The following is a 12,843-nucleotide window of genomic DNA, read 5'->3' as shown; positions in this document are numbered from 1 at the left end:
GCTGCGACGGAGTTTGCCAATGCGTGAGATATTGAACGATCTCGAATCCGGTTCGCATCTGTCGGATGCCGACCCGACCCGCCGCGCGCAGAACCAGATGCGGGCGCCCCTGCCGAAGCGCTTCTACAAATCGGTCGCGCTTGCCGAGGAAAATGGCGGCGTTGCGGTCCATCTTGACGGCAGGCAGGTCAGGACACCGGGCAGGGCAGCCGTGATCCTGCCGAACGCCGAGGCCGCACGGTTGGTGGCAGACGAGTTCGACGCGCAGGCCAATGAGATCGACCCCGTCTCCATGCCGGTTACGCGGCTCGTGAACACGGCGATTGACGGCGTTGCGAACGAATCCGAGGCCGTGCTGGAAGACATTCTGCGGTTCGCTTCATCTGACATGCTCTGCTACCGGGCGGATTCGCCGGAGGGCCTCGTCGAGCGGCAGAATGAAATGTGGGACCCTGTGCTGGAGTGGTCGGCACAGGCGCTGCATGCCCGGCTGGCGCTCGCCGAGGGCGTGATGCATGTGAAGCAAAGCCCGATGGCTATTCAGGCGCTGCGTATCCATCTCGCCAACCGGCTGGGTGACGAGGCGGCGGTGCGCGCGCTGCGCCTTGCGGCATTGCATGTCATCACCGCGCTGACCGGCTCGGCCTTGCTGGCCCTGGCGGTCGAGGCGGGAGAGATCGACGCGGAGCAGGCATGGCTCGCCGCCCATGTCGATGAGGACTGGCAGATCGAGCATTGGGGGCAGGACGCCGAGGCGCTGGCCCGCCGCAACGCCCGCCACCGCGATTTCAGTGCTGCGGTGAAGGTGCTTAAGGCGCTGCGGCGGTGGGACTTTTTGAGTCGATTGCGTTAATTTATAGCTGCGCTATGGCTGTTTGCGTTGTTAAATGTTATGGATTGAAACCTTTGATTTACATCAAAGGGTCTGAATGGGCACTTTCTTTAGTGATACGTTTGGCGTCGAGCCTGCCATATTGGAGGCTTATGGAGCCTTCGATATTTCAATCATAAATGATCTGCCGTTGTTTATCGACCCGTTCTTGCTGTTTCACAGCGACAAAGAGGAATACCAAGCACTTCACCGACAGATTATTGACTACTTAGTATTCTTGCGTAATCGTTCAGCCGTCGGTTCGGTGAGCGAGGGTCAGCTCCGAAACTGGTATTGCTTTCCAGAGGTCAAGCAGAATTGGCTCGGGTTTTCTATGGTCGGCAATGGTGGAAGTGGTCTGGGAATCGACTTCGCCAGAACATTGCATGCCAATCTCGGTGCGGTCTTTAGTGATTTCGGTGTGGAAAGCATTACCGAAGGTAGTCATCTAGAGAAGGTATGCTTGATCGCAGATGGCGTAGGCCGGGACAATATCAGTGACTTTGTAACAAACCTCATCCAAGACTTCCTGTGCCGATATACGGAAGAGTTTGCTCGGAGCTACCTCCCTGAAAACTATGCGCGTCTCGTGTCTGTAGACCGGGCCATTTTTAACTATGAGACTGAGAATTGGCAACGGCGCAACTATCGCTTGCCTTGGTATAACGGCGATTACATTCTTCTTACGCCTAAGGACATGCTCACCCGCGACGATACATGGATTAACCGAGCCGACATGATATCAGGGTTCGAGCAAATTCCAGAAGCCATACCGGACGCACAGTTGCGGGCGTCAGTATCCAATTATTTTAGCTTGGCGCTAAGTCGTCGTCATAAGCCAAAGAAGCCACCTACAGCGAAAGAGCGTCATGCTGCGGCTGCAGAAACAATTCATCGATTCCCGGAGCTGATCGATTACTATATTAAATTAAAGGAGATGAATGGGGACAGCGCTGCAGATATTAGCGCGGAAAAAGTTCTATTAACAGAAATATTCTTTTCCAAACGCATGCAAGAAATCGTGCAGCCGCAGCTTGAGCAGACCGATTTCTATCAGATTGCTGGTGGAACCTACGCCGAAGCCCATACACGCTTAGCTTATCTCAAGCACGCCATAGAAGATCAAGGCTGTTGGCGCATATTTTATGACAAAAATAGCCGACCCGTTGAGCGCGAAAGAGACATCCAAATTCTCTTTCGTCTTGTGTGGTTTGGCACCCGATCAGACATAGGCCCGGAGGCGAATGATGGCCGCGGTCCGGTTGACTTCAATGTGTCCAGAGGTCGCCATAAGACTCTGGTCGAGATGAAGCTTGCCAAGAATAAGACATTGGAAGCCAATCTCCAAAGGCAACTTGAAGTCTATCAAGCTGCAGCAGATGCAGAACGGGGCATTAAAGTTATTATCTATTTTAGTTTTGAGCAGCTTAGGAGGGTCCAAACTATCTTAAAGCGTCTCAAATTGGAGGATAGTCGCGACATCGTGCTACTCGACGCCCGCAGTGATAACAAACCGTCAGCGTCCAAAGCTTAACTCGGCCGCCGACGAATTTTTCCAGCCCCCTATTGAATATTTCTTTTTTGGTGCATCGATAATGCAGCGGATGCAGGTTTGCTGCTTAGAGAGGACCCTCAATTTCTGTTTCAGCGCACCCCCCGCATGACACCCATCACTGCCCAACATACGGCGAATATCAGGAAGTTCGCGACGATTCCCAAACCCACCGAAATTGCCATGCCGTGAGGTTCGCTTCCAAACGCGGTGGGTATCAGCACCGCGACAAAGACGATGCCGAGCACCAGAGGCACCGCGCGCCCCATCTGCGCGGCGGTGTTGTTGGCGGTAATCAGCAGCCCGATCATCAGCGCGATGCGAAACGGATCGGTCAACTGCTCGCCAAGTATGCCCAGGAAATTCATGCGTGCTCCTCCCGCACCGATGCTGTCACAAAACGAGCAAAGAGCAAGCGTGCCGGTCTTCCGTCCTCTCTAATACCAAAGTCATAAGACCATCGCATCGCTGCACTTTAGAATTTGCTTGTGCCAGAATGAGAAGTGCTCGCGTTCTGAGGAGTCGATAGGACAATCCATCGAAGGCGCGGCGCAAGTGCAATCGACCCGAGAAAGGGAGGGGAAACCCATGGCAATGGCTTCGGCTGCGGGCAATCGTTCGCGCGGCATGACGCGGGAGGAGAAGAAAGTCATCTTCGCCTCGTCGCTTGGAACTGTCTTCGAGTGGTACGACTTCTATCTGTACGGTTCACTCGCCGCATTCATCGGCGCAACCTTCTTCAGCCAGTATCCGGAAGCAACGCGCAACATCTTCGCGCTGCTCGCATTCGCGGCGGGCTTCCTTGTCCGTCCGTTCGGCGCGCTCGTTTTCGGTCGTCTGGGCGACCTTGTGGGCCGCAAATACACCTTCCTCGTAACCATCCTCATCATGGGTCTTTCGACCTTCCTCGTCGGCCTTCTGCCGGGTTCGGCCAGCATCGGCATCGCGGCCCCGATCATCCTGATCGCGCTGCGCATGCTTCAGGGCCTTGCGCTTGGCGGCGAATATGGCGGTGCGGCGACCTATGTGGCCGAGCACTCGCCCGACGACCGTCGCGGCTACTACACATCGTGGATCCAGACCACTGCGACGCTTGGCCTGTTCCTTTCGCTGCTGATCATTCTTGCTGTGCAGACCTATCTTGGCAGGGAAACCTTCGCCGCGTGGGGCTGGCGCGTGCCGTTCCTGCTCTCCGTTTTGCTGCTCGGCGTCTCGGTCTGGATTCGTCTTTCGTTGAACGAATCTCCGACGTTCCAGCGCATGAAGGCTGAAGGCAAGGGGTCCAAGGCGCCGCTTTCCGAGGCGTTCGGACAATGGAAGAACGCCAAGATCGCCATTCTCGCGCTCCTTGGCCTCACCGCCGGTCAGGCCGTCGTCTGGTACACCGGGCAGTTCTACGCCCTGTTCTTCCTCCAGAACGTGCTCAAGGTCGACGGGCAGGCGGTCAACATCATGATCGCGATTTCGCTTGCGCTCGGCACCGGGTTCTTTGTGTTCTTCGGCTGGCTGTCGGACAAGGTTGGCCGCAAGCCGATCATCATGCTTGGCCTGCTGCTTGCAATCGTCACCTACTTCCCGCTGTTCAAGGCGCTGACCTGGGCCGCAAATCCGGCGCTCGCCGCCGCGCAGGAAAACGTGCGGGCAACCGTGACCGCCGCTCCGGGAGACTGCAACTTCCAGTTCAACCCGACCGGCACTCGCAAGTTCACCACCTCGTGCGATATCGCAACCGACTTCCTCACCAAGAATTCGGTGCCCTATGACGTGGCCGAAACTGCAGCCGCAGGCACGCCCGCGACGGTCAAGATCGGGGACGAGACGGTGACGTCCTATGACGCCATCGCGGCAGGCGACAAGGCCGGCGGCATGAATGCGGCCTTCGTGAAGGGGGTCCACTCGGCGCTCCATGATGCGGGCTATCCGCTGGTGCGCGGAGCGGCGACTGTTGCCGACCAGAAGCTTGACGCATTCGTTGCGGCCAATCCCGAGCTCTCGCTCATGGCGGACACAATTCGCAGCGGCGAGAAGAAGGCAATGTCTGTTGCGGACGCGGTTAAAGCGAAGCTCCTGACCGCCGAAGAGGCTGCCAGTGCAACCGAGGTGACGACCTATACGATCCCCGGCGCCGGCACCTTCACCATGGTTGCCGATCCGGCCGCGGTGAACTGGACGAAGATCATTGCGATCCTGTTCGTGCTGGTCCTGTACGTGACCATGGTCTACGGTCCCATCGCCGCCATCCTGGTCGAGATGTTCCCGACCCGCATCCGGTACACCGGCATGTCGCTGCCCTATCACATCGGCAACGGCTGGTTTGGCGGCCTGCTGCCTGCCACCGTTTTCGCGATGAGCGCGGCGGCCGGCGACATCTACTACGGGCTCTGGTATCCGATCGCGATTTCGGCCATGTCGCTGGTCATCGGCACGCTGTTTGTGCGCGATACGCTCGGCACCAACCTGCACGCCAAGGACTGATCCCGGTCCAATCGACCTATATCAAGAGTGGCGCGGATATCCTCCGCGCCACTTTCTTTTTTGCGCGCAAAAGAAAAACCCCGGGGCGCGAACCCCGGGGTTTTTCCTGATAGTGCCGGTGGGTTGATTAGACCGAATAGTACATGTCGAACTCGACCGGATGCGGCGTCATTTCGAAGCGCATCACTTCGGCCATCTTCAGTTCGATGAACGCATCGATCTGGTCGTCGTCGAACACGCCGCCCGCCTTGAGGAAGCCGCGATCCTTGTCGAGGCTCTGGAGCGCCTCACGCAGCGAGCCGCAAACGGTCGGGATCTTCTTGAGTTCCTTCGGCGGCAGGTCGTAAAGATCCTTGTCCATCGGCTGGCCGGGATGGATCTTGTTCTTGATGCCGTCGAGCCCTGCCATCAGCAGCGCCGCGAAGCCGAGATAGGGATTTGCGCCCGGATCGGGGAAGCGGACTTCGACGCGCTTTGCCTTCGGCGAGGAGCCGAACGGAATACGGCAGGACGCCGAGCGGTTGCGGGCCGAGTAAGCGAGCAGGACCGGAGCTTCATAGCCCGGCACCAGGCGCTTGTAGGAGTTGGTCAGCGGGTTGGTGAAGGCGTTGACTGCCTTGGCGTGCTTGATGACGCCGCCGATGAAATAAAGGCAGGACTCGGAAAGGCCGGCATATTCATTGCCAGCGAAGGTCGGCTTGCCACCCTTCCAGATCGACATGTGAACATGCATGCCCGAACCATTGTCGCCGAAAACCGGCTTCGGCATGAAGGTCGAGGTCTTGCCGTAGGCGTTCGCGACCTGATGCACGACATACTTGTAGAGCTGCATCTTGTCGGCGTTGCGGACCAGCGTGTCGAACTTCAGGCCGAGTTCGTGCTGCGCGGCAGCGACTTCGTGGTGGTGCTTCTCTGTACGCACGCCCATCTCGGCAAGGACGGCGAGCATTTCGGAACGCATGTCCTGGCAGGAGTCGATCGGCGGAACCGGGAAATAGCCGCCCTTGATGCGCGGACGGTGGCCAAGGTTGCCGGTCTCATATTCGGTGTCGTCGTTCGACGGCAGCTCGCTGGAGTCCAGCTTGAAGCCGGTGTTGTAGGGATCGGCCTTGTACTTCACGTCGTCGAACACGAAGAACTCGGCTTCCGGACCGACAAAGATGGTGTCGCCGATGCCTTCCGCCTTGAGATAGGCCTCGGCCTTCTTCGCGGTGCCGCGCGGATCGCGGTTATAGGCCTCGCCGGAGACCGGGTCGAGGATGTCGCACATCACGACCATGGTCGAGTGCGCGAAGAACGGGTCCATATGCACCGTTGCGGTGTCGGGCATGAGCACCATGTCGGACTCGTTGATGGCCTTCCAGCCCGAGATGGACGAACCGTCGAACATCACGCCGTCGGCGAACATGTCCTCGTCCACCTCGACGACATCCATCGTCACATGCTGCAATTTGCCCTTGGGGTCTGTGAAGCGAAGGTCGACGAATTTCACGTCATTGTCCTTGATCTGCTTCATGATGTCAGCGGCTGTCGTCATGCTATTTTTCCCTGTGATGACGTTTAATGAAAGGATTTGCGGGCGCGAGCCCTAGATCGCGTCGTTGCCGGTTTCGCCGGTGCGGATGCGAATGACTTCTTCAATGTTGGAGACAAAAATCTTGCCGTCGCCGATACGGCCCGTCTGGGCGGCCCTGCGAATGGCCTCAATTGCGCTGTCGGCGGAATCATCGGAGACAACCAGTTCGATTTTCACCTTCGGCAGAAAATCCACGACATATTCGGCGCCGCGATACAGCTCCGTATGACCCTTCTGGCGACCGAAGCCCTTGGCTTCCGTAACTGTGATGCCCTGCAAACCGGCTTCCTGAAGGGCTTCCTTCACCTCATCCAGCTTGAACGGCTTAATGATAGCCTCGATCTTTTTCATGCGAATGCGAACCTCCAACAGAAAAAAGCGGACCCGAAGGCCCCCTCTGGGCCTGACGAATGCACGAAACATGCCAATCGAGACGCGATTGCGGGCCATTTGCGGTTTTTGCGGCGAAGCAACATTTTCCAAGCCGTTCGTGTCAAAAGCCTCGCGAAGACCTGCTCCTTCACATCCGGGGACCCGTCTCGTGCAAGATTCAGGTGCACAATAAAGCATCATGTTGATTAAAACATATGCGCTTTCGACCAATGAGAAGTTGAAAGCTGTTGTTTGAACCGTTGCGGATCGCGCCTGTAAGACCCTATCGTGCAGGGCGAACAGGGGCATGCAATGAAGCTTGAAATACTTACGCCGTCCGAAATGGGGCGGGCGGATCGCCGCGCCGCGGAACTCGGACCGTTTGACGGTGTCGGCCTCATGCAGCGCGCCGGAGCCGCCGTGGCGGAGGCCGTTCTGGCCCGGTTTCCACATGTCCCGCATGTCCATGTGCTTTGCGGGCCGGGCAACAATGGTGGCGACGGCTATTGCGCGGCAACCATCCTCGCCCGGTGCGGCGTCGATGTTTCCTTGTGGGCGGACGGCGCCCCGCGACCGGGGAGCGATGCCGCAATATTCGCGGCGCAGTGCCCTGTTGTGCCCGGCAGCCTCGGCGCATTGAAATTGCAGCCCGGCGCACTCGTGGTGGATGCGCTTTTCGGCGCGGGGCTGGCGCGCCCGCTCGAAGGTGCGGCGCGGGCCGCCGTCGAAATGGTCAATGCCGCCGGCCTGCCTGTCGTGGCGGTTGACCTGCCATCCGGCGTGTCGGGTGAGAGCGGCGAAGTGCTGGGGGCGACGTTTGACGCATCGCTGACCGTGACTTTCGTTCGGAAAAAGCCCGGGCACCTTCTCTTTCCCGGTCGGGCATTGTGCGGCGAATTGATCGTCCACGACATCGGAATTGCCGATTCCGTGGTGGATGAAATCGGCAGCCGCTGCCGGGAGAACGCACCGCCGCTTTGGCTCGATGCGTTCCCACATCCGGCGGATGACACCTACAAATATCGCAGGGGCCATGTCGGCGTCTTTTCAGGCGGGCTTTCCTCGACCGGGGCGGCGCGGCTTGCCGCAATGGCGGCGGCCCGGATCGGGTCCGGAGCCGTGACCTTGTTGTCGCCGCCCTCGGCGCTGGCGGTCAATGCCACGCATCTCACCTCGATCATCCTGCGCAAAGTGGGCGATCCGCAGGAGGCGCTTGCTTTTCTGGAAGAACGCAGGCCATCCGCGCTCGTGATCGGCCCCGGCTTCGGCATTTCGGGCGACGCGCAAGCCATGCTGCGTGCGGTGGCTGAAAGCGGACAGCGCGCGGTCGTGATGGATGCCGATGCGCTGACCATGATTGGCGCCGCGCCGGACAGCTATTTCCGCACGTTCTCGGAACAGGGCGAGGCCGATTTCATTCTCACGCCACATGAGGGTGAATTCCTGCGGCTTTTTCCTGACATTCACGCACAAGTCGGCCTGTCGAAACTCGAAAAGGCGCGTTCGGCAGCGGAAAAGGCGCGTGCGGTGATTGTCTACAAGGGGCCGGATACGGTGATCGCCACACCGGATGGTCGCGCCGCGATCAATTCGAACGGCACGCCCTTGCTGGCGACTGCCGGTTCGGGCGATATCCTCTCCGGCATCATCGGCGGGCTGACCGGGCAGGGGATGCAGGCCTTCGAGGCTGCTTGCGCGGCTGTGTGGATACACGCCGAGGCGGCAACGCTACACGGGCCAGGGCTGATCGCTGAAGATTTGCCGGGAATGCTGCCAGCGGTGCTTGCCGACCTGCTCAGCCGACGCGCTGCATGAGCGCCATCGCGCCCTGCGGTGCGCGCACCTTGCCTTCGTGGATGATGTAGACGAACACGTCGCGCGGTTTCGCCGCCGCCTTTGAGCCGGGATCGGCATAGGGCAGGTCGTCGGGCTGGCCGCCGGATGCCCAGATTTTCGCCCGTTCGGCCCATTTGTCGAGCGCGTTGGGCTTATATGCGGTCGCGACATCGTCGCTGCCTTGCTGGAGCCGGGCATAGACGAAATCGCCCGTGATGTCGGCAAATTCGGGGTAGTCGAAATGATGTGCGTAGCAGATCGCCGCGCCATGCTTGCGGGCCAGCGCGACAAATTCAGGAACCGCAAAGGACGCATTGCGCACTTCCAGCGCGTGGCGCAGGTCGAGGCCGCCGGTCTTTGCAGGAAGCAGCTTCAGGAATGCCTCGAAATCACTCGCGTCGAACTTCTTCGTCGGCGCGAACTGCCAGACAATCGGCCCGAGCTTCGGACCAAGCTCTTCCAGCCCCTGCGCGAAGAACTTCGCCATCGACTCGCCCGCTTCGCCCAGAACCTTGCGATTGGTCACGAAGCGGTTGCCCTTGATGGAAAAGACGAAATCGTCTGGCGTCTCGGCTGCCCATTTCGCGTAGGTCGCGGGCGTGAAACCGGAATAGTAAGTGCCGTTCACCTCGATGGTGGGCACCTGTCGCGAGGCGAAATGAAGCTGCTGCTTCCTGGGCAGCTTGTCCGGGTAGAACGTGCCCTCCCACGGTTCGAATGTCCATCCGCCCATTCCGGCGCGGATCGTTCCGCTCTTGCCCATTTTGTCCTCCCGGAAGGTCCTATTCCGCCGCTTCCGCGTTGGTACGGTGCGGCCTGCGCTCAAGCAGTTCCTTGAGAAACTGGCCGGTATAGCTGCGCGGTTCCGCGACGATGTCCTCCGGCGTGCCCGAGGCGACCAGTTCGCCACCGCCGTCGCCGCCCTCTGGTCCAAGGTCCAGCACCCAGTCGGCTGTCTTGATGACCTCAAGATTGTGCTCGATGACGACGACGGTGTTGCCCTGATCGACCAGCTCGTGAAGCACTTCGAGCAGCTTCGCGACGTCGTGGAAGTGCAGCCCGGTGGTCGGTTCGTCAAGAATATAAAGCGTCTTGCCGGTGGCCTTGCGCGACAATTCCTTGGCGAGCTTGATGCGTTGGGCTTCGCCTCCTGAAAGCGTCGTCGCCTGCTGGCCGATATGGATATAGCCGAGCCCGACCTGATTCAGCGTCGCAAGCTTGTCACGCACGCCGGGCACGGCGGAAAAGAACTCGACGCCCTCCTCGACGGTCATGTCCAGTACGTCGGCAATCGACTTGCCCTTGAACAGCACTTCCAGCGTCTCGCGATTGTAGCGCTTGCCGTGGCAGACATCGCAGGTGACGTACACATCCGGCAGGAAGTGCATCTCGATCTTGATGACGCCGTCGCCCTGGCAGGCTTCGCAGCGCCCGCCCTTGACGTTGAAGGAAAAGCGGCCCGGCTGGTAGCCGCGCGCCTTGGCTTCCGGCAATCCGGCGAACCAGTCGCGGATTGGTGTGAAGGCCCCCGTATAGGTCGCCGGGTTGGAACGCGGCGTGCGCCCGATGGGCGACTGGTCGATGTCGATGACCTTGTCGAGGAACTCCAGCCCCTCGATGCGGTCATGCTCTGCCGGATGCTCGCGCGAACCCATGATGCGGCGCGAGGCGGCTTTGAACAGCGTCTCGATCAGGAATGTCGACTTGCCCCCGCCCGAGACGCCCGTGATGGCGCTGAACGTGCCGAGCGGGATTTCTGCGGTGACGTTCTTGAGGTTGTTGGCGCGCGCGCCGACCACCTTGATGCGACGGCCCTTCTTCGGCTTTCGGCGCTCCCCCGGAACGGGGATCGACAGCTTGCCCGACAGATATTTGCCGGTGATCGACGCCGGATTGGCCATGATCGCGGCAGGCGCTCCTTCCGCGATGACGCGCCCGCCATGCACGCCGGCCGCAGGGCCGATGTCCACGACATGGTCGGCATGCAGGATGGCGTCCTCGTCATGCTCCACGACGATGACCGTATTGCCGATGTCGCGCAGGTGCTTGAGCGTGTCGAGCAGGCGGGCATTGTCGCGCTGGTGCAGGCCGATCGAAGGTTCGTCCAGCACATAGAGCACGCCGGTCAGCCCCGAACCGATCTGCGAGGCGAGGCGGATGCGCTGGCTTTCGCCGCCTGAAAGCGTGCCTGAATTGCGCGCCAGCGTCAGGTAATCGAGGCCGACATCGTTCAGGAAGCGCAGGCGCTCGCGGATTTCCTTAAGGATGCGCACCGCGATTTCGTTCTGCTTGGCGTTGAGCTGGTCGGGCAGCGCCGTGAACCACTGGTCGGCCTTACGGATCGAAAGCTCCGTGACTTCGCCGATATGCCTGCCCGCGACCTTGACCGCCAGCGCTTCGGGCTTGAGGCGATAGCCGTTGCAAGCGGGGCAGGGGGTGGCCGACATGAAGCGCTCGATCTCCTCGCGCATCCATGCGGATTCCGTTTCCTTCCAGCGGCGTTGCAGGTTCGGGATGACGCCCTCGAAGGTCTTGGTCGTCTTGTAGGAGCGCAGCCCGTCATCGTAGTTGAACGCGACCTCGCGTTCGCCCGTGCCGTTCAGGATCGCGTCCTGCGCATCCGGCGACAGGTCGCGGAACTTGTCGCCCAGCTTGAAGCCGTAAACCTTGCCCAGCCCGTCCAGCGTTTGGTTGTAGTAGGGCGATGTCGATTTCGCCCATGGCGCGATGGCTCCGTCGCGCAGCGAAAGCGAATCGTCGGGAACGATCAGTTGCGGATCGATGGCGCGCTGGCTGCCGAGACCGTCGCAGGTCGGGCAGGCGCCGAACGGGTTGTTGAAGGAGAACAGTCGCGGCTCGATCTCGGGAATGGTGAAGCCGGAAACCGGGCAGGCGAACTTTTCGGAGAAGAGAATGCGCTCATGCGTCTCGTTCTTCGATTTGTAGGCCGATTCCTCCGATGTTTCCGCCGCGGGGAGGGGGCGGTCGGCAAACTCGGCGACCGCCAATCCGTCGGCCAGCTTGAGCGCCGTTTCCAGCGAATCCGCCAGCCGCGCGCCGATGTCGCCGCGCACCACGATGCGGTCCACCACAACGTCGATGTCGTGCTTGTATTTCTTGTCCAGCCCGGGAACTTCGCCGATTTCATAGAAGGTCCCATCGACCTTCACGCGCTGGAATCCCTTTTTCTGAAGTTCGGCCAGTTCCTTCCTGTATTCGCCCTTGCGGCCACGAACCATCGGCGCGGTGATGAAAAGGCGTGTGCCTTCTTCCAGCGCCAGCACACGGTCGACCATCTGGCTGACGGTCTGGCTCTCGATGGGCAGACCGGTTGCAGGCGAATAGGGAATGCCGACCCGCGCAAAGAGCAGGCGCATGTAGTCGTAAATTTCGGTGACTGTGCCGACCGTCGAGCGCGGATTGCGCGAAGTGGTCTTCTGTTCGATGGAAATGGCCGGCGAGAGGCCGTCGATCTGGTCGACATCCGGCTTCTGCATCATCTCGAGGAACTGCCGCGCATAGGCGGAAAGGCTCTCGACATAGCGCCGCTGGCCTTCAGCATAGATCGTGTCGAAGGCGAGCGACGACTTGCCCGACCCCGACAGGCCGGTCATCACGATCAGGCTGTCGCGCGGCAGATCCAGATCGACATTCTTGAGATTGTGTTCGCGCGCGCCGCGAATGGATATGAATTTATGCTCGGCCATGCCGTTCCGCCGCCTGCCTGAATGTGGATCCACCGGCGGACAAGCCGGCACGCTCTATATGGGCGCTCTGTTGCGAATGTCGAAGGGAATAAATCTCTGCCGTGTTTCGCGCCCCCGGGCAAGCAAAAAAGAACAAAGATCGAACGTATCTACTGACATAAGGGTGTCAGGAGCGATCACAATTTGCGCGAGGCGTCCGAAAAGCCTTGACGCCGCCATGCACCGGACACACAATTCCACCAGTCATCGATGGCTGGCGTGGTGCCGGTTGGCCCTGCGAGGCGCCGCAGGGAGGGCGCGGCGCTCGAACCTGTCGATGGCGCGAGCGTAACGGACGAAGGAGTGGAGGCATGACCCCGCCGGACAGTCCCGATAGGCTCCGCGCAAGGCCGGAGCCGCGACAGGCATAGAGTGCCGCCTGAAAAACGGCAAACTCGCGTCGGTCGGAAATCAC

General features: G+C 60.1%; 9 protein-coding genes. 4 read left to right on the top strand and 5 right to left on the bottom strand.

Features of this window, described 5'->3' with window-relative positions; all coding sequences use genetic code 11:
- The first annotated feature begins 19 nt into the window (after nt 1-19).
- Nucleotides 20-853: an ATPase gene (locus M9924_17120; protein ID MCO5066117.1), complete on the top strand. Its 834-nt coding sequence runs from the start codon at nt 20-22 to the stop codon at nt 851-853.
- A gap of 76 nt (nt 854-929) precedes the next feature.
- Nucleotides 930-2,405: a hypothetical protein gene (locus tag M9924_17115; GenBank protein MCO5066116.1), complete on the top strand. Its 1,476-nt coding sequence runs from the start codon at nt 930-932 to the stop codon at nt 2,403-2,405.
- Between the two features lie 110 nt (nt 2,406-2,515).
- Here M9924_17115 and M9924_17110 read toward each other — a convergent pair whose 3' ends face one another.
- Nucleotides 2,516-2,791, bottom strand: coding sequence for a hypothetical protein (locus M9924_17110; protein MCO5066115.1), 276 nt, complete (start codon nt 2,789-2,791; stop codon nt 2,516-2,518).
- 220 nt (nt 2,792-3,011) lie between these two features.
- On the opposite strand from M9924_17110, the gene M9924_17105 reads away from it, so the two are divergent.
- Nucleotides 3,012-4,898 (top strand): MFS transporter, encoded by a 1,887-nt coding sequence (locus tag M9924_17105; protein MCO5066114.1) that lies wholly within the window; start codon nt 3,012-3,014, stop codon nt 4,896-4,898.
- Nucleotides 4,899-5,025: 127 nt separating this feature from the next.
- On the opposite strand, the gene glnA is transcribed toward M9924_17105, so the two are convergent.
- Both glnA and M9924_17095 read right to left on the bottom strand, forming a co-directional pair.
- The gene (gene glnA / locus M9924_17100; GenBank protein ID MCO5066113.1) at nt 5,026-6,435 is read right to left on the bottom strand and encodes a type I glutamate--ammonia ligase; all 1,410 of its coding nucleotides are present in this window, start codon (nt 6,433-6,435) and stop codon (nt 5,026-5,028) included.
- Between the two features lie 51 nt (nt 6,436-6,486).
- Nucleotides 6,487-6,825, bottom strand: coding sequence for a P-II family nitrogen regulator (locus M9924_17095; GenBank protein ID MCO5066112.1), 339 nt, complete (start codon nt 6,823-6,825; stop codon nt 6,487-6,489).
- A gap of 333 nt (nt 6,826-7,158) precedes the next feature.
- Between M9924_17095 and M9924_17090 the strand changes: the two genes are divergently transcribed.
- Entirely contained in the window at nt 7,159-8,661 is a 1,503-nt protein-coding gene (locus M9924_17090; protein ID MCO5066111.1) for an NAD(P)H-hydrate dehydratase, read from the top strand.
- On the opposite strand, the gene M9924_17085 is transcribed toward M9924_17090, so the two are convergent.
- The gene (locus M9924_17085; protein ID MCO5066110.1) at nt 8,642-9,445 is read right to left on the bottom strand and encodes a DUF72 domain-containing protein; all 804 of its coding nucleotides are present in this window, start codon (nt 9,443-9,445) and stop codon (nt 8,642-8,644) included. The two genes, M9924_17090 and M9924_17085, sit on opposite strands and share 20 nt — an antisense overlap.
- A gap of 19 nt (nt 9,446-9,464) precedes the next feature.
- On the bottom strand, nt 9,465-12,389 hold the full coding sequence (uvrA, locus tag M9924_17080) for an excinuclease ABC subunit UvrA (protein ID MCO5066109.1): 2,925 nt from the start codon (nt 12,387-12,389) through the stop codon (nt 9,465-9,467).
- Nucleotides 12,390-12,843: the final 454 nt, after the last annotated feature.

The organism is Rhizobiaceae bacterium (assembly GCA_023953835.1).
Taxonomy (GTDB): Bacteria; Pseudomonadota; Alphaproteobacteria; order Rhizobiales; family Rhizobiaceae; genus Mesorhizobium_G.
Note: the sequence above shows the minus strand (reverse complement) of the source record. Positions and strands in the feature narration are given on the sequence as shown.